This is a genomic window from Kineococcus anabasis, from assembly GCF_054590795.1.
On the sequence record NZ_BAAIHU010000006.1, the window covers coordinates 324,786 to 348,641 of the forward strand.

General features: G+C 75.9%; 20 protein-coding genes. 7 read left to right on the forward strand and 13 right to left on the reverse strand.

Annotated elements, in window-relative coordinates; genetic code table 11:
- Nucleotides 1-46: 46 nt before the first annotated feature.
- Together leuA and ACYQBY_RS10310 are read right to left on the reverse strand one after the other, a co-directional pair.
- A complete protein-coding gene (gene leuA / locus ACYQBY_RS10305; protein WP_459643865.1) occupies nt 47-1,744 on the reverse strand; it encodes a 2-isopropylmalate synthase in 1,698 nt (565 codons plus the stop codon).
- A 265-nt stretch (nt 1,745-2,009) separates the two neighbouring features.
- Nucleotides 2,010-2,975 (reverse strand): DUF3995 domain-containing protein, encoded by a 966-nt coding sequence (locus ACYQBY_RS10310; RefSeq protein WP_459643759.1) that lies wholly within the window; start codon nt 2,973-2,975, stop codon nt 2,010-2,012.
- Between the two features lie 98 nt (nt 2,976-3,073).
- On the opposite strand from ACYQBY_RS10310, the gene ACYQBY_RS10315 reads away from it, so the two are divergent.
- Nucleotides 3,074-3,670 carry a TetR/AcrR family transcriptional regulator gene (locus tag ACYQBY_RS10315; RefSeq protein ID WP_459643760.1) on the forward strand — a complete coding sequence of 199 codons (597 nt, stop codon included), beginning with the start codon at nt 3,074-3,076 and terminating at the stop codon, nt 3,668-3,670.
- A gap of 146 nt (nt 3,671-3,816) precedes the next feature.
- Here ACYQBY_RS10315 and era read toward each other — a convergent pair whose 3' ends face one another.
- From era to ACYQBY_RS10335, 4 genes are read right to left on the reverse strand one after another with little or no spacing between them, the layout of a single operon-like run.
- Nucleotides 3,817-4,752, reverse strand: coding sequence for a GTPase Era (gene era / locus ACYQBY_RS10320; RefSeq protein WP_459643761.1), 936 nt, complete (start codon nt 4,750-4,752; stop codon nt 3,817-3,819).
- Complete coding sequence (locus ACYQBY_RS10325) at nt 4,745-6,166, reverse strand: hemolysin family protein (protein ID WP_459643762.1); 1,422 nt, start codon at nt 6,164-6,166, stop codon at nt 4,745-4,747. The genes era and ACYQBY_RS10325 overlap by 8 nt, the downstream gene beginning before the upstream one ends.
- Nucleotides 6,167-6,171: 5 nt before the next feature.
- Nucleotides 6,172-6,708, reverse strand: a complete 537-nt coding sequence (ybeY, locus tag ACYQBY_RS10330; protein ID WP_459643763.1) for an rRNA maturation RNase YbeY — start codon at nt 6,706-6,708, stop codon at nt 6,172-6,174.
- The gene (locus tag ACYQBY_RS10335) at nt 6,705-7,817 is read right to left on the reverse strand and encodes a PhoH family protein (RefSeq protein WP_459643764.1); all 1,113 of its coding nucleotides are present in this window, start codon (nt 7,815-7,817) and stop codon (nt 6,705-6,707) included. Before ACYQBY_RS10335 ends, ybeY begins: the two co-directional genes overlap by 4 nt.
- Nucleotides 7,818-7,926: 109 nt before the next feature.
- Here ACYQBY_RS10335 and ACYQBY_RS10340 point away from each other — a divergent pair, with 109 nt between their 5' ends.
- Entirely contained in the window at nt 7,927-8,826 is a 900-nt protein-coding gene (locus ACYQBY_RS10340; RefSeq protein ID WP_459643765.1) for an aminotransferase class IV, read from the forward strand.
- 7 nt (nt 8,827-8,833) lie between these two features.
- Here the strand turns inward: ACYQBY_RS10340 and ACYQBY_RS10345 are convergent, their stop codons facing one another.
- On the reverse strand, nt 8,834-10,867 hold the full coding sequence (locus ACYQBY_RS10345; RefSeq protein ID WP_459643866.1) for a chorismate-binding protein: 2,034 nt from the start codon (nt 10,865-10,867) through the stop codon (nt 8,834-8,836).
- A gap of 245 nt (nt 10,868-11,112) precedes the next feature.
- Here ACYQBY_RS10345 and ACYQBY_RS10350 point away from each other — a divergent pair, with 245 nt between their 5' ends.
- Complete coding sequence (locus tag ACYQBY_RS10350; RefSeq protein ID WP_459643766.1) at nt 11,113-11,577, forward strand: hypothetical protein; 465 nt, start codon at nt 11,113-11,115, stop codon at nt 11,575-11,577.
- Nucleotides 11,578-11,614: 37 nt separating this feature from the next.
- Here the strand turns inward: ACYQBY_RS10350 and ACYQBY_RS10355 are convergent, their stop codons facing one another.
- Nucleotides 11,615-12,790 carry an osmoprotectant NAGGN system M42 family peptidase gene (locus tag ACYQBY_RS10355; RefSeq protein ID WP_459643867.1) on the reverse strand — a complete coding sequence of 392 codons (1,176 nt, stop codon included), beginning with the start codon at nt 12,788-12,790 and terminating at the stop codon, nt 11,615-11,617.
- A 234-nt stretch (nt 12,791-13,024) separates the two neighbouring features.
- Here ACYQBY_RS10355 and ACYQBY_RS10360 point away from each other — a divergent pair, with 234 nt between their 5' ends.
- On the forward strand, nt 13,025-14,290 hold the full coding sequence (locus tag ACYQBY_RS10360) for a GAF domain-containing sensor histidine kinase (protein ID WP_459643767.1): 1,266 nt from the start codon (nt 13,025-13,027) through the stop codon (nt 14,288-14,290).
- 98 nt (nt 14,291-14,388) lie between these two features.
- On the opposite strand, the gene ngg is transcribed toward ACYQBY_RS10360, so the two are convergent.
- The 3 genes from ngg to ACYQBY_RS10375 form a co-directional block, all read right to left on the reverse strand.
- Nucleotides 14,389-16,167: an N-acetylglutaminylglutamine synthetase gene (gene ngg, locus ACYQBY_RS10365; RefSeq protein ID WP_459643768.1), complete on the reverse strand. Its 1,779-nt coding sequence runs from the start codon at nt 16,165-16,167 to the stop codon at nt 14,389-14,391.
- Between the two features lie 10 nt (nt 16,168-16,177).
- Nucleotides 16,178-17,962 carry an N-acetylglutaminylglutamine amidotransferase gene (locus ACYQBY_RS10370; RefSeq protein ID WP_459643769.1) on the reverse strand — a complete coding sequence of 595 codons (1,785 nt, stop codon included), beginning with the start codon at nt 17,960-17,962 and terminating at the stop codon, nt 16,178-16,180.
- Between the two features lie 104 nt (nt 17,963-18,066).
- Nucleotides 18,067-18,420 carry a histidine triad nucleotide-binding protein gene (locus ACYQBY_RS10375; RefSeq protein WP_459643770.1) on the reverse strand — a complete coding sequence of 118 codons (354 nt, stop codon included), beginning with the start codon at nt 18,418-18,420 and terminating at the stop codon, nt 18,067-18,069.
- A 173-nt stretch (nt 18,421-18,593) separates the two neighbouring features.
- Here ACYQBY_RS10375 and ACYQBY_RS10380 point away from each other — a divergent pair, with 173 nt between their 5' ends.
- Nucleotides 18,594-19,286 carry a SigE family RNA polymerase sigma factor gene (locus tag ACYQBY_RS10380; protein WP_459643868.1) on the forward strand — a complete coding sequence of 231 codons (693 nt, stop codon included), beginning with the start codon at nt 18,594-18,596 and terminating at the stop codon, nt 19,284-19,286.
- Nucleotides 19,283-20,518, forward strand: coding sequence for a Gmad2 immunoglobulin-like domain-containing protein (locus ACYQBY_RS10385; RefSeq protein WP_459643771.1), 1,236 nt, complete (start codon nt 19,283-19,285; stop codon nt 20,516-20,518). The genes ACYQBY_RS10380 and ACYQBY_RS10385 overlap by 4 nt, the downstream gene beginning before the upstream one ends.
- A gap of 51 nt (nt 20,519-20,569) precedes the next feature.
- Here the strand turns inward: ACYQBY_RS10385 and dnaJ are convergent, their stop codons facing one another.
- Together dnaJ and hrcA are read right to left on the reverse strand one after the other, a co-directional pair.
- Nucleotides 20,570-21,688 carry a molecular chaperone DnaJ gene (dnaJ, locus tag ACYQBY_RS10390; RefSeq protein WP_459643772.1) on the reverse strand — a complete coding sequence of 373 codons (1,119 nt, stop codon included), beginning with the start codon at nt 21,686-21,688 and terminating at the stop codon, nt 20,570-20,572.
- Nucleotides 21,689-21,781: 93 nt separating this feature from the next.
- Nucleotides 21,782-22,819 (reverse strand): heat-inducible transcriptional repressor HrcA, encoded by a 1,038-nt coding sequence (gene hrcA, locus ACYQBY_RS10395; protein ID WP_459643773.1) that lies wholly within the window; start codon nt 22,817-22,819, stop codon nt 21,782-21,784.
- Between the two features lie 139 nt (nt 22,820-22,958).
- On the opposite strand from hrcA, the gene ACYQBY_RS10400 reads away from it, so the two are divergent.
- Nucleotides 22,959-23,828 carry a DUF3097 domain-containing protein gene (locus ACYQBY_RS10400; protein WP_459643774.1) on the forward strand — a complete coding sequence of 290 codons (870 nt, stop codon included), beginning with the start codon at nt 22,959-22,961 and terminating at the stop codon, nt 23,826-23,828.
- The last annotated feature ends 28 nt before the right edge of the window (nt 23,829-23,856 follow it).

Below are 23,856 nucleotides of genomic sequence, written 5' to 3' on the forward strand. Positions count from 1 at the left end.
CGCCGCCACGCGGGCGGCCGGGCCCGGGTGGCGGCGGGGCCCGGGCTCAGCGCAGGGCGCGGTTGACGGCCGAGACGATCGCCTTCAGCGACGCCGTCGTGATGTTGGGGTCGATGCCGGCGCCCCAGAGCACCCGTCCGTCCACGGCGCACTCGACGTACGCCGCGGCCTGCGCGTCCCCACCGGCGCTCATGGCGTGCTCGGCGTAGTCCAGCACCCGCACGTCCACCCCGCGCTCGGCCAGCGCCGCGCAGAACGCGGCGATCGGCCCGTTGCCGCGCGACGTCAGCGTCACCGCCTCACCGGTGTCGACGAGGTCCACCTCCAGGGTGTCCCCGCCCGGGCCGCTGGCGGTGCGGGTGCCCGCCAGGGCGAAGCGGCCCCACCGGGCCTGCGTGCTCGCCGCCGGCAGGTACTCGTCGGAGAAGATCTCGAACATGTGGGCCGGCGTGACCTCGCCGCCGCCGGCGTCGGTGCGCTCCTGCACCACGCGGCTGAACTCGATCTGCAGCCGGCGCGGCAGGTCCAGGGAGTACTCGGACTTCATCAGGTACGCCACGCCGCCCTTGCCGGACTGGCTGTTGACGCGGATCACGGCCTCGTAGCTGCGCCCGACGTCCTTGGGGTCGATCGGCAGGTACGGCACCGCCCACCCGTGCTCGTCGACGCCGTGGCCCGCGGCCGCCGCGTCGCGCTCCATCGCGTCGAAGCCCTTCTTGATGGCGTCCTGGTGCGAACCCGAGAACGCCGTGTACACCAGGTCCCCGCCGTAGGGGTGGCGCTCCGGCACGGCGAGCTGGTTGCAGTGCTCCACGGTGCGGCGGATCTCGTCGATGTCGGAGAAGTCGATCTGCGGGTCCACGCCCTGGCTGAACAGGTTGAGCCCCAGCGTCACCAGGCACACGTTGCCGGTGCGCTCGCCGTTGCCGAACAGGCAGCCCTCGATGCGGTCCCCGCCGGCGAGGTAACCCAGCTCCGCCGCCGCCACGGCGGTGCCGCGGTCGTTGTGCGGGTGCAGGGACAGGATGACGTCGGAGCGGTGCGCCAGGTTCCGCGACATCCACTCGATGGAGTCGGCGTAGACGTTCGGCGTCGCCATCTCCACCGTCGCCGGCAGGTTCACGATGACGTTGCGGTCCGGTGCCGGCTCGAACACGCCGAGGACCTCGTTGCAGATGCGCGCCGCGAACTCCAGCTCGGTGCCGGTGTAGGACTCCGGGGAGTACTCGTAGTAGATCTGCGTGCCCGGGACGGACTCCTCGAACTTGCGGCACAGCCGGGCGCCCTGCAGCGCGATGTCGACGATGCCGTCCTCGTCGCTGCCGAACACCACCCGCCGCTGCAGCACGGAGGTGGAGTTGTACAGGTGCACGATCGCCTGCTTCGCCCCGCGCAGGGACTCGTAGGTCCGCTCGATGAGGTGCTCGCGGGCCTGCGTCAGCACCTGGATCGTCACGTCGTCGGGGATCAGGTCCTGCTCGACCAGCAGGCGGACGAAGTCGAAGTCCGTCTGGCTGGCGGAGGGGAAACCGACCTCGATCTCCTTGTAGCCCATGCGCACGAGCAGCTGGAACATCCGCAGCTTGCGCTCGGCGTTCATCGGGTCGATCAGCGCCTGGTTCCCGTCGCGCAGGTCCACCGCGCACCAGCGCGGGGCCTTCTCGAGGCGCTTGTCCGGCCAGGTGCGGTCGGGCAGGTCGACGGCGATCTGCTCGTGGAACGGCCGGTAGCGGTGCACCGGCATGGGCGACGGCTTCTGGGTGTTGCGCACTTCCTCAGTCCTCCTCGATCACCCGCCACAGCGGCGGGTGGTGGTGCGGGCGCGGCCGGCGCACGTCGAGGTCCCGCGGCGGGATGACCGGCCTAGCTGGCCCCGCCGCGGCGGCGAAGGAGGAGGAGCTCCCGACCGACCACGCGTCCACCCTACGCGGCGGCGGCGCGGGGCGTCCACGCGGAGCCCCGCCCGCCGCGGCCCCGCACCGCCCCGCACCGGCCGCCGCGCGGAGGTGTCAGGGGGTCGCGGCGCGGCGTGCGGCGCGGCCGGCGACCGCGGTGGTGCCCGCCGCGACCGCGAGGCACAGCGGGGAGTACACCGCCAGGTCCAGCCGCTCGTACTCCCCCCGGCGGCGGGTGAGCAGGGAGCTCACCGCACCGGCCGCGCCGCGCAGGGCGAAGGCCGCGGCCACCGCCCGGGCCGCCGCGCGCACCGGGGCCCCGCCCGCCCCGGCGTCCGCGGCGCGCACGGCCGCGGCCGCCGCGGTCAGCCCGGCCGCCACCGCCCAGCACGCACCGGGCGGCGGTGGGGCCGAGCGCGAGCCGATGACCCGGTCCGCCCAGGAGCGGTCGTCGGTGCCGGGCCAGCGCCAGCCCAGCGCCCAGCCGCCGTGGACGGCGGCCAGCGCCAGCAGCACCGCGGGCACCGCGACGGCACCGGCGCGCGCCAGCTGCCCGTGCCCCCCGGGGCGGCCCGCCGGGGCGCCGCCGCGGACCTGCAGGTCGGCCTCGGTGAGCGCCCGCAGCCACAGCGGGGCGCTGCGGGGGGTGGCGACCGTGCCGGTGGCGGCCCGCTCGGCGTTGTCGAGGAGGTCCTCCACGACGGCGTGGTGCGCCACCCGCAGCAGCGGCGCCAGGGGCCGCATCCGCGGGGCGAGCTCCACCGACAGAGGCACGCTCACCGTGCTCGGACCGCCCGCGGGCCCCTCGACGGACACCGAGAACCCGCCGGTCAGGCCGCACGCCGGGTCGGCGGTGAAGTCCACGCGCCGGCCGGGCTCGTAGGCGGCGACGGTGTGCCGGATCGACCCGTGCGAGCCGCGGCTGCCCACCCGCAGGGGGCGCTCCACCTCCAGCACCGTGGCGGGCCACTGCGCGGCCGGCCACAGCCGGTCACCCGGCCCGCCGAGCCCGTCGACGAGCGGCGCGAGCCGTTCCGGGGGCGCCTGGACAACCCTGCTGTTGACGACGTCGATCCTCATGCCGCACTCCTCCCGGGTCTGCTTCCGTGGAGCAGACCATACAGGGGTGTACGGATTCCGTACAGGTGTGATCGGCCACCGTGCAGTACTGTTCGGGCGTGGCCCGGAGCACCCCGCGCAGGACCCTGACCCCCCAGGACTGGATCGACGCCGCCCAGCGCGCCCTCGCCGCCGGCGGCCCCGACTCCGTCGCCGTCGACCGGCTCGCCAAGGAGCTCGGCGCCACGCGCGGCAGCTTCTACTGGCACTTCACCGACCGCGCCGACCTGCTGCGCGACGCCCTCGCGCAGTGGGAGCAGCGCGACACCGAGGACGTCATCACCACCCTGGACGACCTGCCCGGCGCCCGCGAGCGCCTGGCCCTCCTCGTCCGGCACACCCTCACCGCCGCCGTGGACCCCCTGGAGGTCGCCCTGGTCGCGGCGGCGGGGCACCCGCTCGTGGCCCCGGCGCTGCACCGCGTCGTGACGCGCCGCCTGGAGGCGCTGGAGAGGATCTTCACCGAGCTGGGCCTCGACGCGGCCACCGCCCGGCAGCGCGCCTGGACGACCTACGCCGTCTACGTGGGGCACCACCAGCTCCTGCGCGGCGAGCTCGCGAGCGCCCCGCCCCAGCTCGCCGAGGCCGTGCTGGAGCTGCTCACCGCGCCCGGACCAGCGCCCGGACCAGCGCCCGAACCCGGAGATGGGCGCTGAGGAGCACCCCCACCACCGCCCGAACCCGGAGAAGGGCGGGCGATGACACCCCCCCACCGCCGAAACCCGGAGAAGGGCGGGCGACGACACCCCCCCACCGCCGAAACCCGGAGATGGGCGGGAACGGGGTGCGGGCGGAGCGGGCGCTAGAAGCCCAGGCGCGCCAGCTGTTTGGGGTCGCGCTGCCAGTCGGGGGCGACCTTCACCCGCAGGTCCAGGTGGATGCGGTTGCCCAGCAGCGCCTCGATGGAGCGCCGCGCCCGCGTCCCGACGTCCTTCAGCCGCGCGCCGCCGCGGCCGATCACGATGCCCTTCTGGCTCTCCCGCTCCACGAACAGGAACACCCGCACATCCAGCAGGGCGTCCTCGGGGCGCTGCCCGGGCAGGGGCTCGCGGGCCTCGATCTCCTCCACGACCACCGCCAGGGAGTGCGGCAGCTCGTCGCGCACACCCTCCAGGGCGGCCTCGCGGACGAGCTCGGCGATCATCACGTTCTCCGGCTCGTCGGTGAGCTCGCCCTCCGGGTACAGCCGCGGCCCCGGCGGCAGGTGGGAGATCAGCACACCCGCCACGACGTCCACCTGCTCCCCCGTCAGCGCCGAGGCCGGGACGACGTCCGCGAACCCGCCGAAGACCTCCTCCCCGAGCCGGGACACCGCCAGGAGCTGCTCCGCGACCTGCTGGCGCGAGGCCTTGTCGACCTTCGTGACGAGCGCGACCTTCACCGCGCGCGGCGCGGCGGCCAGGGTCTCGGCGATGAACCGGTCGCCCGGGCCGACCCGCTCGTCCGCCGGGACGCACAGGCCGATGACGTCGACCTCCGAGAGGGTCCCCACGACGAGGTCGTTGAGCCGCTGCCCGAGCAGGGTGCGGGGGCGGTGCACGCCGGGGGTGTCCACGAGGATCAGCTGGGCGTCCGGGCGGTGCACGACCCCGCGGATGGTGTGCCGCGTGGTCTGCGGGCGGCTGGAGGTGATCGCGACCTTCTGCCCGACCAGGGCGTTCGTCAGCGTCGACTTGCCCGCGTTCGGCCGCCCCACGAGGCAGGCGAAACCGGACCGGTGCGGGGGCTGCTCAGCCACGACGGGCCTCCTTCTCGGTGTGCCGCTCGCGCCGCGCGGTGCCGCGCCGGGTGTCCTCGGTGCCCTCGCGCCGGGGGTCCTCGGCGCGGTGCGCGCCGTGGGTGCCCTCCTCCTGCCCGTCCGGGCCCACCGGGTCCTCCTCGTCCTCCTCGAAGCGGTGCACGAGGATCGTCACGACCTGGTTGCGCCGGCCGCCGCGGCGGTCCGCCACCAGCTCCAGCCCGTGCGCGAGCGCGCGCGAGCCGGGGATCGGCACCTCGCCGAGGGCCTTGGCGAGCAGGCCGCCGACGGTGTCGACCTCCTCGTCCTCGATGTGCAGCTCGAACAGGTCCCCGAGCTCCTCCACGTGCAGGCGGGCGCTCACCCGGTAGCCGTCGTCGTCGAGCGGCTCCACCTCGGGCACGTTGCGGTCGTACTCGTCGGCGATGTCCCCGACGATCTCCTCCAGGACGTCCTCCATCGTGACGAGCCCGGCGGTGCCGCCGTACTCGTCCACGACGACCGCCACGTGCGTGGAGCCGCGCTGCATCTGCTTCATGAGGGTGTCCACCGGCAGGCTGTCCGGCACGAACACGGCGGGGCGGGCGATCTGCTCCACCGGGGTGGCGGGATCGGCCGGGGGGTGCCCGTGCAGGGCGCGCACGAGGTCCTTGAGGTAGGCGATGCCCAGGATGTCGTCGGTGCCGCCCTCGCCGACGACGGGGACCCGGGAGAAGCCGGAGCGCAGCAGGAGGGAGAGCACCTCCTCCAGGCCGGTGTCGCGCCGCACCGTCACCAGGTCGGTGCGCGGCACCATCACCTCGCGGGCCAGGGTGTCGCCCAGCTCGAAGACGGAGTGGATCATCTCGCGCTCGTCGGCCTCGATGAGGGAGGTCTCCCCCGCGATGTCCACCAGCTCGCGCAGCTCCGCCTCCGTGCCGAACGGCCCGTGCTGCATCGTCCCGCCAGGGGTGACCGCACCGCCGATGCGCACCAGGACACCGGCCAGCGGCCCCAGCCAGCGGGTCAGCGGGCCCAGCAGCGGCGCGGTCGCCAGCGCGACCTGCTCGGAGTGCAGCCGCCCGAGGGTGCGGGGCCCGACGCCGACGAGGATGAAGTCCACGACGCCCATGCCGAGGGCCGCCAGGAGCAGCACCTGCCACCAGGAGTCGGTCACCCCGGCCACGGCCACCGTCACCAGGACCGCCGCGCCGGTCTCCGCCATGACCCTGAGCAGGGTGGAGACGGTCAGGGTCGTGGCCGGCGTCTCCAGCACCGTCTCCAGCGCGTGCGCGCCCCGGCGCCCGTCGGCGACGAGCTCGCGGGCCCGGCGCCGGGGGGTGCTGGCGACGGCCGCCTCCGCGGCGGCGAGGGCGCCGGCGAGGACGACGAGCACGAACGCCGCGAGCAGCAGCGGGACGAGGGGGGCCCCCACGCCCGTCACCGGCCCGGCGGGCGGGCGGAGGAGCCCTCGGAACCGTGGCCCACGGTGGGCGTCGGGTCGCCGGGGCGCCCGATCGTCGCGAGGAACGTCAGCACGAGGCGGCGCTGCAGGCCGAACATCTCGGCCTTCTCCTCCGGCTCGGCGTGGTCGTAGCCCAGCAGGTGCAGGATGCCGTGCGTCGTCAGGAGCAGCACCTCGTCCGCGGTGGCGTGCCCCGCGGCGGCGGCCTGCCGCGCGGCGACCTGCGGGCAGATCACCACGTCGCCCAGCAGGCCGGGCGCGGACGTCTCGCCCTCGCGGCCCGGGCGCAGCTGGTCCATCGGGAAGGACATCACGTCGGTCGGGCCCGGCTCGTCCATCCACTGCACGTGCAGGCGCTCCATCGCCTCCTCGTCGACGAGGAGGACCGACAGCTCCGCCTGCGGGTGCACCCGCATCGCGTCGAGCACGTGCCGGGCCAGGGCGGCGATCTCCACCTGGTCCACGCCCCGCGCCTCGGCGAAACCGCTCTCGTCGGCGACCTCGACGCTCACCGGCGCCGGGCCCCGGCGCGGGAGCCCTCCCGCCCACCGGTGTCGCGGGCGTGCGGGCGCGACTCCTCCCAGCGGCCGTAGGCGTCGACGATGTCGCTGACGAGGCGGTGGCGCACCACGTCGGCGCTGCTCAGCAGGGAGAAGCTGACGTCCTCCACCCCGTCGAGGATCTGCTGCACCACGCGCAGGCCGGACTCGGTGCCGGTGGGCAGGTCGACCTGGGTGACGTCGCCGGTGACGACCATCTTGGAGCCGAAGCCCAGGCGCGTCAGGAACATCTTCATCTGCTCCGCCGAGGTGTTCTGCGCCTCGTCGAGGATGATGAACGCGTCGTTCAGGGTGCGCCCGCGCATGTACGCCAGGGGCGCGACCTCGATGGTCCCGGCGGCCATCAGCCGCGGGATCGACTCGGGGTCGATCATGTCGTGCAGCGCGTCGTACAGGGGCCGCAGGTACGGGTCGATCTTGTCGGTGAGCGTGCCGGGCAGGAAGCCGAGGCGCTCGCCGGCCTCCACCGCCGGGCGGGTCAGCACGATGCGGTTGACCTTCTTGCTCTGCAGGGCCTGCACGGCCTTGGCCATCGCCAGGTACGTCTTGCCCGTGCCGGCGGGGCCGATGCCGAAGACCACGGTGTGCTGGTCGATGGCCTCGACGTAGTGCTTCTGGTTCACCGTCTTGGGCCGGATGGTGCGCCCGCGGTTGGACAGGATGTTCAGGGTGAGGACCTCTGCGGGGCGGTCCTGCCCGACCCCCGCGGCCTGCGCGCGCAGCATGCCGACCGCCCGCTCGACCGCGTCCGGGGACAGGGCGCTGCCGGAGCCCAGCACGGCCGTCATCTCGTCGACCAGGCGCTCCACGAGGGCGATCTCCGCCGAGGCGCCGCTGAGGTTGATCTCGTTGCCCCGCACGTGGACGTCGACGCGCGGGAAGGAGTGCTCCAGCACGCGCAGCAGCTCGTCGCGCGCGCCGAGGAGGGCCAGCATGTCCACCTCGGGCGGGACGACGATCGTGTGCCGCACGGGGGTGGTGTGGGCGGGGGCGCCGCCGGCGGTGGCCGCGGGGGCCTGGGTGCCGGGGGTGCCGCTGGGGGTGGTCTCTGAACTGGCCATGGTCGCCCGGGTGGGCCCTTCGCCTCCGTCGACGCCGTGCTGGGACCCTCCGATGGTACCGAGGGGATCCGACGGCGGCTCGCGCGCGGCCGTGCGCCACAGTGTGGCCATGACGACAGCGGCGGGTGGACAGCGGGACACGGCCCCGACCGGGCGCACGCCGGGGCACCTGGCTGCGGTGCTGGGGCGCGGGCCGGTGGGCCCGGCGACGGCGGTGCTGGCGGCGGACGACCTGGGCCTGGGCCGCGGCGACGGGTGCTTCGAGACGCTGCGCGTCCTCGTGACCGGGGAGGGCAGGTGGGTCCACGGCTGGGAGGCGCACCTGGACCGCTTCGAGCGCTCCGCCGCGGCCATGGAGCTGCCGCCGGTGGACCGCTTCGCGTGGGCCGCGCTGGCCGAGCAGCTGCTGGCGGCCGCCGCGCCCGGGGAGTCCGCGCTGAAGCTGGTGCTGACCCGCGGGCTGCCCGGTGCGGGGGTGCCCACCGGGGTGGCCACGCTCACGCCGCTGCCGGCCTCCGTCGCCGTGCAGCGCCGCGACGGCATCTCGGTGGTGACCCTCTCGCGCGGCACGCCCGTCGACGCGCACGCGCAGACGCCGTGGCTGCTGGGCGGGGTGAAGACCCTCTCGTACGCGGTGCACACGGCGGCGGTGCGGGAGGCCGCGCGGCGCGGCGCGGACGACGCCCTGTTCGTCTCCACGGACGGCTACGCGCTGGAGGGGCCCACCTCCACGCTGCTGTGGTGGGCGGACGGCACCCTGCGCACCACCCCGACCGGGGCGACGGGCATCCTCGCCGGCACGACCCAGGAGGCCCTGTTCGCCGCGGCCGCGGAGGCGGGTGTCGACGTGGAGCCCGCCCTGGTGCGGGTGCCGGAGCTGCTGGCCGCCGGGGCGGTGTGGTTCGCCTCCAGCGTGCGCGGCGTCGTCGAGGTGGCCTCCCTCGACGGGCGCCCCCTGGCGCGCTCGGCGGAGCTGACGGCGCGCTGGCGGGAGCTGGCGGGGTTCTGACGCGCGCTCAGGCGTCGAGCACCGCGCGCAGCGGCGCGGCGGCCTTGAGCAGCATCTCCTCGAACTCCTCCACCGGGTCGGAGTCGAGCACGACGGCCCCGCCGGCGCCGACCCGCCACGCCGCCCCGTCGCGCACCAGGGTGCGGATGACGACGGCGAGGTCGGCCGCGCCCGTGCAGGACAGGTAGCCCAGCGCACCGGAGTACACCCCGCGCGGGCGCTGCTCCAGGGCGTCGACGATCTCCATCGTGCGCTCCTTGGGCGCCCCGGTCATGGAGCCCGGCGGGAAGCAGGCGCGGACGGCGTCCAGGGCACCGGCCCCGGGCCGCAGCCGCCCGGTGACCGTCGAGACGAGCTGGTGGACGGTGGCGTACGTCTCCGTCGCCATGAGCGCGGGCACCGCGACCGAGCCCACCTCGCACACCCGGCCCAGGTCGTTGCGCAGCAGGTCCACGATCATGAGGTTCTCGGCGCGGGTCTTGGCGCTGCCCGCCAGCTCCGCCCGCAGCCGCTCGTCCTCCTCCGGCGTGGCGCCGCGCGGCGCGGTGCCCTTGATCGGCGCGGCGGCCACCTCCCCGGCGGCGGTGACGGTGAGGAAGCGCTCCGGGGAGGAGCAGGCGACCTCCACGTCGTCGCAGCGCAGGTAGGCCGCGTACGGCGCGGGGTTGGCCCGCCGCAGCCGCCGGTACGTCGCCAGGCCGTCGCCGGGGCCGGTGCCCCGGGCGGGCACGACGGCCTCGGCGGTCAGGCAGACCTCGTAGCTCTCCCCCGCCAGCAGCGCCTCGCGCGCGGCGGCGACGTCGGCGAGGTAGCCGGCGCGGTCCCGGCGCAGCCACGGCTCGGCGTCGACGTGCCCGGGCAGCCCCTCCGGCGGCACGCCCTGCGCAGCGGTTCCCCGCGGCAGGCCCTCCAGCACCGCGCAGGTGGCCCGCAGCCACTCCTGCGCCGCGTCCGGTTCCCCGGCCGGGGCGAGCGCGACGGCGTAGGTGAGCTCCCGGGCGTGGTCCACGGCGACGAAGCGGTCGGCGAACATCCACAGCGCGTCCGGGGTGGCGGCGGCGCGCCCGGTGCCGGAGCCGAACTCGTAGCCGAGAAAGCCCACGTACCCCCCGGCCAGCTCGAACGGCAGCCCGTCGGGAGGTGGGACGCGGCGCGCGGCGAGCCGGCGGCCGAGGTCGGCCAGCACCTCCGCCGGGTCGCCGCCCGGCTCCGCGCGCACGACGTCGGCGAGCGGGCCGTCCGCGGTGCCGAGGAAGGAGAAGCGCCCCCGGCCGGTGGCGGCGGAGGCGGAGTCCAGCCAGAAGGCGCGCGGGGAGCCGGCGCACAGCCGCACGAACGCCGCCTCGGTGTCCACCGCCGTCGGCAGGACCCGCACGTGCACGGCCGCGCCGTCCGCCACGGGTACGGGCGCGGGCAGGGGACGCGGGGCGGGTCGCCGGGCCGGGCGCGCCGGGACGCCCGCCAGACCGGTGAACGCCCGCAGCAGGTCCGCCCCGTGGGCTGAGGCGATCGACTCGGGGTGGAACTGCACCCCCCACAGCGGCCGCGTGCGGTGCCGCAGGGCCATGACGACCCCGTCGGAGGCCCACGCCACCGCCTCCAGCGACGGCGGCAGGGGCTCGGGCACGCACAGGGAGTGGTAGCGGACCGCCTCGAAGTCCTGCGGCAGGCCCGCGAAGAGCCCCGCGCCGCTGTGCCGGATGCGGTCGACGAAGCCGTGCCGGGCCCGCGGGGCGCGCACGACCGGCGCCCCCTCCCCCAGCGCCAGGCCCTGGTGACCCAGGCACACGCCGAGGACGGGGACGCGGGCGGCGGCCAGCACCGCGGCGGAGAGGCCGAAGTCGCGGCGGACGCCGGGGTGCCCGGGCCCCGGGGAGATCACCACCGCGGCGAAGGTGGCGAGGTCGGCGGGGTCCAGGCGCGGGTCGTCGTTGCGCAGCACGACCGGCTCGGTGCCCGTCACCTCCGCCAGGAGCTGGAAGAGGTTGTACGTGTACGAGTCGTGGTTGTCGACGAGGAGCACCCGCCCCGTGCCCGTCATGCCCGTGCCCTCGCCATGCCGCCGCCGTCCTGTCGGCACCATCGTCCCAGGTCCGCCGCCCCGCGCCGCCACCCAGCCCGCCACCCAGCCCGCCACCCAGCCCGCCACCCAGCCCGGGGGGCGCTGCTCCGCGCCCGTCCCCCGCACGGGCGCACCCACCCCCGCTCAAGTCGCCGTGCGTGACTGCCGATGGAACCTCGTCAGGTCCGCCAGGACCGCCGGCGCAGGCAGTGGGAGGACATGGCATGGAGGTCTCCGCGGCGAACCCGTCCGGGGTGAACCCCGCCGCGATGGGTGCGGCGTCCGGGGGCGGCGCACCGGTCGGCGGGGGCGCCCGTGCCGGCACCTCGACGTCGTCGGCGTCCCTGCGCACCCGCAAGCTCGGCGGGCCGGACTCCCAGAGCCTGTACCGCTTCCTCACCGCCTCCGACCGCGACCTCATCGAGTACGCGACCGGGGAGGACCTCGACGCCGACCCCGAGGAGCGCGGCCGCGCCCTCAGCTCCTTCGCGGCCCACATCGCCCGCGACCGCGAGGCCAGCCGGCTCAAGCCCAACCAGGAGCTGACGGCCCGCTACCTGTGGGAGGCCTCCCGGCAGTACGTCGAGGCCGGCATGGAGGAGAGCAACCCGTTCTCCGGGGAGGTCATGGAACGCGCGCTGGCCTACCTCAGCGCCAACTCCGCCGGCCTCTGCGACGTCACCGTCTGAGCCGCTCCCCCACCCGGCGGCGCGGCCCCGCGCCCGCTCACCCCTCCGTGCCGGCCTCGGCCCACACGGTGCGGTCCACCGGCTCCAGCTCCGTCGGCTGCACGCTCGTGGAGGGGAAGTCGTCGAGCGTCCCGGAGTTCTGCCGGTCCCAGTCGTGGAACGTCAGGTCGCTCTGCAGGTACACGGCCAGCAGCCTGGTGAGGGCCACCAGCCCGTCGATGTGGGTGCGCTCGTGGCCGTGGCTGGACTCCACCCCGAAACCCAGCAGCGCGGCGCGCGCCTCCACCCCGGCCTCCAGCGCGGGCGCGACGTCCGAGCGGTAGTGCCGGTACACGTCGCGGCGCACCGGGATCCGGTGCTCGTCGGCCAGGGCGTGCAGGCGGCGGGAGAGGTGGAAGTCGAACGGCCCCGTCATGTCCATCATGCCGATGTTCGCCGTCTCCTCCCGGGAGGACTGCCCCGGCGCCACGACGGCGTTGTCCACGGCGACCATCTCCCCCAGGTGCGGGGACAGCCCGTGGGTGGCGCCGAAGCCGACCTCCTCCCCGATGGTGACGAGGAACTGCGCCGCGACCGCCAGCTCCACCTGCGCGTCGGTGAGCGCCTTCAGCGCCGTCAGGCACACCGCCAGGCCGGCCTTGTCGTCGAGGTGGCGGGACTTCACGTACCCGCCGCGGGTGATCTGCGGGCTGGCGTCGAGGGCCACGAAGTCGCCGACCTGCAGGCCCAGGGCCACCAGGTCGCGGGCGCTCTCCACCGGCTCGTCCACGCGCACCTCGACCTGGTCCCAGCCGACGCCCTGGGTGTCGACCTCGTCGCCGTAGGTGTGCCCGCTGCTCTTCAGCGGCAGCACCGTGCCCGTGTACACGCGCTCGTGGTGGTCCGTGAAGATCGTCACGTGGGCGCCCTCGGAGAAGCGGGCGCTGTGGCTGCCGACCGGCACGACCTCCAGGCGGCCGTTGTCCTGCAACCGCTTCACCATGCAGCCGATGGTGTCGGCGTGGACCATGAGCGCGCGCCGCACCACCCCGGAACCCCCCTGCAGGGTGGCGCGCAGCATCCCCCGGCGGGTCAGGTCGAACGGCAGGCCCATCTCCGTGATGCGCTCGCCCACGTACTGCATGATCGCGTCCGTGCGGCCGGAGGGGCTGGGCGTGCGCAGCAGCTCCAGCAGCACCGTCTGCAGGTACTCCAGGTCCACGGGGACGTCCACCGTGCCGCTGCCCGCGCCCGTCCCCGCCGGTCCGTCCAGACGCTGCTGCTGTGCCACCGAGCCGCTCCTCCCGCCGTGGGAGGCCCTGGCGGCCCCCCGTGGTCCTGCGCACCGATCCTCGCGCACCCCCGCACCGGGTGACCTGCCGGGCAGGACCCGCCCGCGCCTCAGGCGGCGGCCCGGGCGGCCGATGGGGGGGCGGCGGGGACGGCACGGCGGGGACGGGGCGGGCGCATGGGCGGGAGCCGGGTGGACGGGGAGGCGGAGCGTCTCGCGGCGCTGCTGTCCTACGAACTGCTGGACACCCCTCCCGAGCACGACTTCGACGACATCGCCACCCTGGCCGCTGAGATCGCCGGCACCCCCATCGCCCTGGTCAGCCTGGTCGACTCCGAGCGGCAGTGGTTCAAGGCGCGCGTCGGGCTGGACGTGTGCGAGACACCGCGCGAGGCGTCGTTCTGCGCCCGCACCATCGAGCAGGACGGCCTCTTCGTCGTCCCCGACGCCACCCGCGACCCCCGCTTCGCGGCCAGTCCCCTCGTCACCGGCGAGCCGCACGTGCGCTTCTACGCCGGTGCACCCCTGGTGTCCCCAGCGGGTCACGCCCTCGGCAGCCTGTGCGTGCTGGACCACACCCCGCGGGAGCTCACCGGCGCCCAGCGGCGGGCGCTGCTGACCCTGGCCCGGCACGTCGTCACCCACGTCGAGCTGCGCCAGTACCACCGCGCCGTCGAGGCGGCCAACGAGCGGCTGCTCGACGCCGACCGCCTCAAGGAGGAGTTCCTCGCCCGCATCACCCACGAGATCCGCACGCCCATGACGTCGATCGAGGGCTACCTGGAGATGCTGGGCGACGGGGGCCTGGACCCGCACGCCACCGCCACCGCCGTCGACGCGATCCGCCGCAACACCGCCCGCCTGCGCGCGCTCGTGGACGACATGCTGCTCGCCGCCCAGCTGTCCACGACCGGCGTGCGGCTGCACCTCGAGCCGGTCGACGTGGGCTCGCTGGTCCACGCCGCCGTCGCGCAGAACGCCGGGGTCGCCGGCTGCCGGGGCCTGACGATCACGGCGGAGGTCGGGGCCCTGGACCTCGTCACGGGCGACCGCACGCGGCTCGCGCAGACGCTGGACCGGCTGGTGCTGAACGCCGTGAAGTTCACCCCGTCCGGGAGCATCACCGTGCGCGCCCACCGCGAGAGCGGGTGCGTCGTCCTGGAGGTGTCGGACACCGGGATCGGGATCCCCGCCGAGGAGCAGGCGGCGGCGCTGCGCCCGTTCGGCCGGGGCCGGCAGGCGGAGGCGCGCGAGCAGCAGGGCGCCGGTCTGGGCCTGGCGATCGTCAACGCGGTCGTCGTCGCCCACCACGGCGTCCTCGGCATCGACAGCGAACCCGGCCGGGGCACCACGGTGCGCGTCACCCTGCCGGCCCGCCCGTCCGCGCAGGCGCAGGAACCCTCGCCGAGCGCAGCGCGAGTTCCGCTCGCCGGCGCCCGCTGAGCCGCCGGCCCGCGCGAAGCGCCGGCCCGCGCACACCGCCGGCCCGCGCGACCGGGGGGCGTGGACCCCCGGCGCCGCGGGCGGGACCCGCTCGCCCCTCAGGACACCGGCGCCCGCCGGGTCTCGGGGAACAGCAGGTCCACGAAACGCTGCGCGGTCGGGCGCGGCTCGTGGTTGGCCAGCCCGGGGCGCTCGTTCGCCTCGATGATGACGTAATCGCCGCCCGTGACGTCGGGCACGAGGAAGTCCAGGCCGGTCACGGGGATGCCGATCGCCCCCGCCGCCCGCACCGCCGCGTCGGCGATCCTCGGGTGCAGGACGTCCGTGACGTCCTCCAGGGTCCCGCCGGTGTGCAGGTTCGCGGTGCGCCGCACCTGCAGCACCCGCCCGCGCGGCAGGACGTCGTCGAGGGAGTGGCCGGCGTCCGCGACGACCGCCTCCGTCGTGGCGTCCAGCGGGATGCTGGACTCCCCGCGGGTGGCGGCCTGGCGCCGGCGGCTCTGCCGCTCCACGAGCACGCGGACCGGGTCCGTGCCGTTGCCGACGACCGCGGCGGGGCGGCGCACCGCCGCGGCCACCACCTCGGAGTCGATGACGAGCACCCGCAGGTCCTCGCCCGCCACGAGCTCCTCCACCAGCACGTCCGGGCAGAAGCGCGCCGCGGCGGCCACCGCCGCGGGCAGCGCGGCCGCGGCCACCCCCACGCTGATGCCCTTGCCCTGCTCCCCGCGCGCGGGTTTCACCACCACCGGGCCCGTCTGCGCGGCCAGCTCCGCGGCGCGCCGCAGCCCCTCGGCGTCGTCCGCGCACAGCTCCACCCCGCGCGGCACGCGCAGGCCCGCGCGGGCCAGCACCCGGCGGGTGACGCGCTTGTCGTCGCAGCGGCTCATCGCCACCGCGCTCGTCAGCTCCGAGAGCGACTCGCGGGTGAGCACCCGCCGCCCCCCGTGCGACAGGCGCATCTCCCCCGAGGGCGCGTCCGTGACCTGCACGCGGACCCCCCGGCGCAGCGCCTCGTCGGCGATGATCCGCGCGTACGGGTTCAGCTCGTCCAGCCCGTCCGGGCCGGGCGAGTACAGGCGGCGGTTGATGGGGTTCTTGCGCTTGACGGCCACCGGCGGGACCGGGGCGAAACCCAGCCTGCGGTACAGGGAGATCGCGGCGGTGTTGTCGTGCAGCACCGACAGGTCCAGGTGTGCGCGCCCGCGCCCGATGTAGCGCTCCGCCAGGACGCGCACGAGCGCCTCCCCCACCCCCGGGAGGGCGGCCTGCGGGTCGGCGGCCAGGCACCACAGGCTCGCGCCGTTGTCGGGGTCGTCGAAGGCCAGGACGTGGTCGACGCCGGTGACGGTGCCGACGACGGCCTGCGTGCGGGTGTCCAGCGCCACGAGGTACGTGTACGTGCGGGTGCGGTGGTTGGCCCACATCACGTCCACGTCGGAGCTGACCATGCCGCAGGAGACGTAGATGCGGTTGACCTCCTCCAGCTCCTGGCGGGAGCGCACCATGCGGACGAACACGTCGTGGTTGGGGTCGCGCGGCGGGCGGTACTGCGCCAGGGACAGCCGGAACGTGTACGAGGGGTCCACGAACAGCTCGTGCGGGGCGAGCCCCACCAGGACCTGCGGGTCGTGGACGTACACGGCGATGTCGCGCTCACCGGCCTCCTCGGCGCGCAGGGCGTCGACGACGCGGCGGGAGTCGGCGAACGTCTGGCCGAACACCAGCCGCCCCCAGCCCATGTCCAGCACGACGTCCCGGGCCATGCCGCGCACGAGGTGCTCCGGCGGCCGCCGCCACGAACGGGTGGAGATCCCGGGGTGCTCCGCGGAGCGGCGGCGCAGACCCGCCACGGCCGCCCGGCGCCTGCTCGTCATCGCCGGCCCCTCAGCCGATCCCGTGCTGCTGCAGCCACAGCTCCAGCAGCCCCAGCTGCCAGAGCTTGTTGCCGCGCAACGGGGTCAGCTCGGCGTTGGGCTCGCGCAGCAGGCCCTCGACGTACTCCGGCCGGAACAGCCCGCGCCGCCGCGCGGCCGGGTCCGAGAGCGCGTCGCGCACCAGGCCCAGGACCTTGCCCTCCAGGTGCGTGATCGCGGGGACGGGGAAGTACCCCTTGGGCCGGTCGATGACCTCCGCGGGGATGACGCGCCGGCCGACGCGCTTGAGGACGCCCTTGCCGCCCTCGGCGAGCTTCAGCTCCGGCGGGACGGCCGCCGCCAGCTCCACCAGCTCGTGGTCGAGGAACGGCACGCGGGCCTCCAGGCCCCAGCCCATCGTGGTGTTGTCCACGCGCTTGACGGGGTCGTCGACGAGCATGACCTGGGTGTCCAGGCGCAGCGCGGCGTCCACGGCGGTCTCCGCGGTGGCGCGGGCGAAGTGCTCGGCCACGAACCGGCGCGAGGGGTCCTCCGCGAGCATCCACGCCGGCGAGAGCACCTGCGCCATCTGCGCGTGGTCGCGGTCGAAGAACGCGCGCGCGTAGGCGTCCACCGCCTCCTCGCGTCCCGCCCCGGCCAGCGGCGGGTACCAGTGGTACCCGGCGAACACCTCGTCGGCGCCCTGCCCGGACTGCACGACGGAGATGCTGCGCGAGACGTGCTGGGAGAGCAGGTCGAAGGCGACGACGTCGTGGCTGACCATCGGCTCGTGCATGACGCCCACGGCGTGCGGCAGCGCCGCGACGAGCTCGTCGGAGGTGACGCGGATGCGGTGGTGGTCGGTCCCGTAGCGCTCGGCGATGACGTCGGAGTACGCGAACTCGTCGCCCTCGCGGCCGCCGGCGGACTCGAACCCGATGCTGAACGTCGCCAGGCCGGACTGCCCCTGCTCGGCGAGCAGGCCGACGACCAGGCTGGAGTCCAGGCCGCCGGACAGCAGCACCCCCACGGGCACGTCGGCGACCATGCGCCGGCGCACCGCGGTGCGCAGGGAGTCCAGGACGGCGTCCTCCCAGTCGCGCGGGGAGAAACCCGCGAACTCCGCGCGGCGGGTGTACGGCGGGTCCCAGTACCGGTGCTCCCGGCTGGTGCCGTCCGCCTCCACGACCCGCACCGTCGCCGGCGGCAGCTTCCGCACGCCCTGCAGGATGGTCAGCGGCGCGGGCACCACCGCGTGCCAGGACAGGTAGTGGTGCAGCGCGACCGGGTCGACGGTGGTGTCCACGTCACCGGCGGCGACCAGCGCGGGCAGCGAGGAGGCGAACCGCAGCCGCCCCGGCGTCTCGGCCAGGTACAGGGGCTTGACGCCGAGCCGGTCGCGCACGAGCACGGTGCGGCCGGAGTCGCGCTCGTGCAGGACGACCGCGAACATCCCGACGAGGTGGTCCACGAAGTCCTCGCCCCAGCGGTGGTACGCCTTGAGGACGACCTCGGTGTCGCTGTGGCCCGCGAAGCGGTAGCCGTACCCGGTGAGCTCGGCCTGCAGCTCCCGGTAGTTGTAGACGCAGCCGTTGAAGACGGCGGTCAGGCCCAGCTCGAGGTCGTGCATGGGCTGGGCGCCGCACTCCGACAGGTCGATGACGGAGAGCCGCCGGTGCCCGAACGCGACACGGCCCTGCGCCCACGTGCCCTGCCCGTCGGGGCCGCGCGGTGCCAGGACCTCGCCCATCCGCTGCACCGCGGAGACGTCGGCAGCCCGCCCGTCGAAGGTGATCTCGCCGCACAGTCCGCACATGGCTCTCATCCAACACGCGCCGGGGAGCGCCCGCACCCACGGGGCGCCCACGTCACAGAGGGTTCACACAACACCCGGCGCAGGACCCACGGGTGAAACCTGCGTCACATCTCGGTGAACGCGAGTCCCTCGCCGCCGAGGACGTGCGCGTGCACGTGGAACACCGTCTGCCCCGCGCGCTCACCGGTGTTGAAGACGAGGCGGAAGTGGCCCCCGCACTCCTCCTCGGCGATGCGCCGGGCCACCGCCACGAGGTGCGCGAGGGTCTGCGGGGCGGCCTCCGCGAGGGCCGCCACGTCCGGGTACCGCTCGCGCGGCACGACGAGCACGTGCGTCGGGGCCTTGGGCGCGATGTCGCGGAACGCCACGACGAGGTCGTCGGCGTGCACGACGTCGGCCGGGATCTCCCCGGCGATGATCCGCAGGAACAGGTCCTCCTCGCGCGGCGCGTCGCTCATGCCGCCACGCTACCGGCGCGCCGCCCGCACGGCCCCGGACGCCCCCCGTGGCCCGCTCTCCCGGCCGGCCGGTTGGATGAGGCGGGTGCCGCTGTCAACCTCACCCGCCTCCCGCACGTGCAACACGTGTGAGCACCACCAGCACCGGCCCGCGCGCCCCGGGCGGCACCCCCGTGGGTGAGCGCACGCCGGCCGCGCGCACCGGCCCGCGCGGCTGGCGGGTCCTGCGCGGGCTGCGCGAGGCCCCCGCCGGCGCACCGCCCGGCCCCGCCGCCCCCGCCGGCGACCTCGTCCCCCCGCAGCAGGACGACCCGCGCACCTGGGACGCCGACGACGCGGTCACCGCCCTCTACACGGCGCACTGGCGGCGCCTCGTCGGGCTCGCGGCCCTCCTGCTGCACGACCGGGGCAGCGCCGAAGAGGTCGTGCAGGACGCCTTCGTGGCGCTGCACGGGCGGTGGCGCCGCCTGGAGGACCCCGACGCCGCGCTGGCCTACCTGCGCCAGATCGTGGTCAACCGCGCCCGCGACGTGCTGCGCCACCGCGAGGTCGCCGACCGCCGACGCCCCCTGCCCGACCCCGAGCCGGAGGGACCGGAGGAGCTGGCGGTGCGCTCGGAGCAGCACCGGCACGTCCTCGCCGCGCTCGGCGGGCTGCCGCTGCGCCAGCGCGAGGTCCTGGTGCTGCGGTACTCCGCCGACCTGTCCGAGGCCGACATCGCCGCCGCCCTGGGCATCAGCCGGGGCGCCGTGAAGACCCACGCCTCCCGGGGCGTGGCCGCGCTGCGCACCGCCCTCGGGGCGCAGCCACCCACCACCCCCTCCCCGGGTTCCCCGGGCAGGCCCGAGCGCGAGGAGCAGCCGTGAGCGACGCACGTCCCGACGGGTACCGCGGCCCGGGGCAGGACGCCGGGGGCCCGCCGTCCCCGGCCGCGGTGCCCGCACCGCAGGAGGACCCCACCGCGGCGCTGCTGCGCGAGGCGATGGCCGCGCACACCGACGCCCTGCGCCCGGCCGAGCGCCTCGGCGTCATCCGCGCCGAGGCCGCGCGCCGGCACCGCCGCACCCGCCTGACGGCCCTGGCCGGGATCGCGGCGGCCGCCGTGGTCGCCACCGGCACCGCGATCGCCGTCACCGGGCAGGACGGCCCGGGCGACCCGGCCGGCGGGCGCGACGTCGGCGTCGGCGTGGCGGCACCGGCGCAGCCCTCGCAGGGCGCGCCGCCGCCCACGACCTCCGCGCCCGGTCCCTCCGCGGGCGGCTCCGGCGGGACCGCGCCGCCGGCCCCACCCGCCCCCGCCGCCACCTCCCCGGCGCCCCCGCGCGCCTCCGCCCCGGCCGCCGGCGCCCCCGCGGCCGGCCCGGCCGTCGCCGCCGGGGACACCGTCCCCGTGTACTGGCTCGGCACCGGCGCGGACGGCGCGGCGGGCCCCGCGCTGTTCCGGGAGTACCTGCCCGCCTCCGGCGCCGCCGACGCCCCCACCGAGGCGCTGCGGCTCATGCTCGCCGGCGAGGCCCTCGACCCGGACTACTCCACGCCGTGGCGGCCGGACCCCGCCGCGCGGGTCGAGGTGGGCGCCGACCTCATCACGGTCGACGTCGCCGCCGCCGCCCTGTCGAACCGCGACGTCGGCAGCCGCGCCGCGGAGCTCGCCGTGCAGCAGCTCGTGCACACCGTGACCGCCGCCGCCGGGGAGAACCTGCCCGTGCGCGTCCTCGTCGACGGCCGCCCCGGCGCGGAGGCGTGGGGCGCGGTCAGCTTCGCGCAGCCCACCGCCCGCAGCGCCCCGCAGGACGTGCAGGCGCCGGTGTGGATCACCAGCCTGGCCCACGGCGCCGTCGTCGACGCCGGCCGCCTCACCGTCGAGGGCATCGGCACGGGGTTCGAGGCGACCCTCAACTACACCGTCCACGACGCCGGGGGCGAGGTCGTCGCGGAGGGCTTCACCGAGGCCGGCGCCAACGGGGAGTTCGGCCCGTTCTCCTTCGGCGTGGACGTGACCCCCGGCGAGCACACCCTGTCGGTGTTCGGGCCCGACATGTCCGACGGGGAGGGCCCCCCGCCGCTGCCGGACACCAAGCGCTTCAGCGTGCGCTGAGGCGGCGCGCCGGGCCGGTCCCGGGGGCGCACGACCCCCGGGACCGCCTGCTCAGCGCCCGACGATGCGCTCGCGCAGCTTGGAGAAGACGCCCTGGTGGGAGGGGGACAGCCGCCCGGCGGGGCGGGCCTCCCCGCGCAGCTCCGCCAGCCGCCGCAGCAGCTCCTCCTGCTCCGCGTCCAAATTCCGCGGCGTCACCACGTCCAGGTGCACGAGCAGGTCACCGCGGCCGGCCGAGCGCAGGTGCTCGGTGCCGCGGCCGCGCAGCGTCACCGTCTCCCCCGACTGCGAGCCGGGCCGCACCTCGATCTCGACCCCGTCGCCCTCCAGGGTCTCCAGGGTGATGACGGTGCCCAGTGCGGCGGCGGTCATCGGCACCTCCAGCGTGCAGTGCAGGTCGTCGCCGCGGCGCTGGAACGTCGCGTGCTGGCGCTCGGCGATCTCCACGTACAGGTCGCCCGCGGGACCGCCCGCCGTGCCCACCTCGCCCTGCGCGGCGAGCTGGATGCGGGTGCCGGTGCTGACGCCCGCGGGGATGCGGATCGTCAGGGGCCGGCGGGAGCGGACGCGGCCCTCGCCCGAGCACTCCAGGCACGGCGCGGGCAGCACCGTGCCGAAGCCGCGGCACGTGGGGCACGGCTGCGCCGTCATGACCTGCCCGAGCAGCGAGCGCACCACCCGCTGCACCTGCCCGCGCCCGCCGCAGATGTCGCAGGTGGCCGGCTCGGTCCCCGGCTGGCAGCACGTCCCGCGGCACGTCGGGCACAGCACCGCGGTGTCCACGGTGATCTCCTTGGTGCCGCCGAACGCCGCCTCGGCCAGGTCCACCTCCACGCGGATGAGGGCGTCCTGCCCGCGCTGGGTGCGGCTGACGGGCCCGCGCCCGGAGGTGGCGCCGCCGCCGAAGAAGGCGTCCATGATGTCGCTGAAGCCGAACCCCGGGCCGAACCCCGCACCACCCGGCTGGGTGCCGCCGCGGTCGTACAGCTCGCGCTTCTCGGGGTTGGACAGCGTGTCGTAGGCCTGGGAGACCTCCTTGAACCGCTCCCCGGCCGCCGGGTCGTCCGTGACGTCCGGGTGCAGCTTCCGCGCGAGCTTGCGGTACGCCCGCTTGATCTCCTCCTGCGACGCGCTGCGCGCGACACCGAGGACCTCGTAGTAGTCGCTCACGGGTGGCACCGTCTCCTCATCGTCTCGCTGTGCGGGGGTTCGTCGCACGGGGTCCGGCCGGGCGGGCCGCCCCCGCCTCCGCGCGCAGCCGGGTCACTGCGCGAGGATCCGGGACACGTAGCGGGCGACGGAGCGCACCGCCGCCATGGTCGTGGGGTAGTCCATCCTGGTCGGGCCGAGGACGCCGAGCCGGGCCAGCACCTGTCCCTCGCCGTACCCGCTGGTGACGACCGACGTCTCCGGCAGGCCCAGGCCCAGGTTCTCCGAGCCGATCCGGACGCTCAGCCCGCCCGGGGCCACCTCGTCGTCGGCCATCTCCTGCACCAGCCGCAGCAGCACGACGTGCTCCTCCAGCGCGTCCAGCACCGAGCCGAGCGAGGCGGGGAAGTCGGTGCCGCTGCGCACGAGGTTGGCCGTGCCCGCGATGACGACCCGCTCCTCCAGCGCGGCGGTCAGGCCGTCGGCGAGCGCCGCGAGCACCTCGTCGGCGGCGGCCCGCTGCGGCGGGGGCACCGCGTCCGCCACACCGGGCAGCAGGTCCCGCGCCTCGGCGACGCGCCGGCCGGCCAGGGTGCCGTTGAGCCGCGCGCGCAGGTCCGCCAGCAGCGGGGGCAGCTCCTCGTCCGCCAGGTGCGAGCGCAGGGTGACCACGCGCTGCTCCACCCGGCCGGTGTCGGTGATGAGCACCATCAGGGCGGAGCGGCCCCCGACGTGCAGGACCTCCACGTGCCGCACGCCCGCGCGCGAGAGCGAGGGGTACTGCACCACGGCGGCCTGCCGGGTGATCTGCGCCAGCAGCCGCACGGTGCGGTCGACGATGTCGTCGAGGTCCGCGGCGCCGTCGAGGAAGGCCTGGATGGCCCGCTTCTCCGCCGCCGACATCGGCTTGACGGTGGCGAGGCGGTCCACGAACAGGCGGTACCCCTTGTCCGTGGGCACGCGCCCGGCGCTGGTGTGGGGCTGGGTGATGTACCCCTCCTCCTCCAGCACGGCCATGTCGTTGCGGATCGTCGCCGGGGACACGCCGAGCTGGTAGCGCTCGACGAGGTGCTTGGACCCCACCGGCTCCCGCGTGCTGACGTAGTCCTCGACGATGGCACGCAGCACGGCCAGCCTGCGCTCGTCGCTCATGCCCCACCTCCGCCTCTTGGCACTCACGTCCCGTGAGTGCCAAGTCTAGGCTCCGCCGGGACATCCGCCCTCCCGCACGACCCGACGCGCCGGTGAGCCTGCGCGTCCCCGCGGCGCGTCACGGCTAGCGTGCCGCGGCGTGAGCCCCTCCGACAGGTCGAGCCCCTCCGACAGGTACGGGAGCGACGTGCTCTCGCGCGACCCCCACCCGCGCCGCCCCGCCAGCCGCGAGGAGCCCGCCGAGGCGGGTCTCGTCGTGGAGGACGTGGAGACCGGCTGGGTGGGCGCCGTCGTGCGGGTGGAGAAGAGCGGCGGCGTGCACGTGGTGGTCCTGGAGGACGCCCGCGGGCGCACCCGCACCTTCCCCCTCGGGCCCGGCTTCTGGGTGGACGGGCAGCCGGTGCGCCTCGTCGCCCCGCGCGGCCCCGCCCGGCCGCAGGCGGCGACCCGCACCGCGAGCGGCTCGGTGGCGGTGCGCACCGCCGCCCGCACCGCCCGGGCCTCGCGCGTCCTCGTCGAGGGCCGGCACGACGCGGAGCTGGTGGAGAGGGTCTGGGGCGACGACCTGCGCGTCGAGGGCGTCGTGGTGGAGATGCTCGACGGGGTGGACGACCTCGCCGCAGTCGTGCGGGACTTCCGCCCCGGGCCCGGCCGCCGCCTCGGCGTGCTGGTGGACCACCTCGTCCCCGGCAGCAAGGAGTCCAGGATCGTGGCGGGCGTGCGGCACCCGCACGTCCTCGTGGTGGGCCACCCCTTCGTCGACGTGTGGCAGGCGGTGCGCCCCCAGCGCCTCGGGTGGGAGCGCTGGCCGGTCATCCCGCGGGGCACGTCGTGGAAGCACGGGGTCCTCGCGGAGCTGGGCTGGCCGCACGCGACGCAGGCGGACGTGGCGCACGGCTGGAAGCGGATCCTCGGCACGGTGCGCGACTACACCGACCTGGAGCCCGCGCTCCTGGGCCGGGTCGAGGAGCTGGTCGACTTCGTCACCGCGGACGCGGCCGACGCCTGAGAGCATGTGCGCGGCTGTGCGCGGCTGT

Excerpts from the sequence above, each read along its gene's own strand:
- leuA (WP_459643865.1), bottom strand. The coding sequence starts at position 1,744 with ATGCCGGTGCACCGCTACCGGCCGTTCCACGAGCAGATCGCCGTCGAC.
- ACYQBY_RS10310 (WP_459643759.1), bottom strand. The coding sequence starts at position 2,975 with ATGAGGATCGACGTCGTCAACAGCAGGGTTGTCCAGGCGCCCCCGGAA.
- ACYQBY_RS10335 (WP_459643764.1), bottom strand. The coding sequence starts at position 7,817 with ATGGCCAGTTCAGAGACCACCCCCAGCGGCACCCCCGGCACCCAGGCC.
- ACYQBY_RS10340 (WP_459643765.1), top strand. The coding sequence starts at position 7,927 with ATGACGACAGCGGCGGGTGGACAGCGGGACACGGCCCCGACCGGGCGC.
- ACYQBY_RS10345 (WP_459643866.1), bottom strand. The coding sequence starts at position 10,867 with ATGACGGGCACGGGGCGGGTGCTCCTCGTCGACAACCACGACTCGTAC.
- ACYQBY_RS10350 (WP_459643766.1), top strand. The coding sequence starts at position 11,113 with ATGGAGGTCTCCGCGGCGAACCCGTCCGGGGTGAACCCCGCCGCGATG.
- ACYQBY_RS10360 (WP_459643767.1), top strand. The coding sequence starts at position 13,025 with ATGGGCGGGAGCCGGGTGGACGGGGAGGCGGAGCGTCTCGCGGCGCTG.
- ngg (WP_459643768.1), bottom strand. The coding sequence starts at position 16,167 with ATGACGAGCAGGCGCCGGGCGGCCGTGGCGGGTCTGCGCCGCCGCTCC.
- ACYQBY_RS10370 (WP_459643769.1), bottom strand. The coding sequence starts at position 17,962 with ATGTGCGGACTGTGCGGCGAGATCACCTTCGACGGGCGGGCTGCCGAC.
- ACYQBY_RS10375 (WP_459643770.1), bottom strand. The coding sequence starts at position 18,420 with ATGAGCGACGCGCCGCGCGAGGAGGACCTGTTCCTGCGGATCATCGCC.
- hrcA (WP_459643773.1), bottom strand. The coding sequence starts at position 22,819 with ATGAGCGACGAGCGCAGGCTGGCCGTGCTGCGTGCCATCGTCGAGGAC.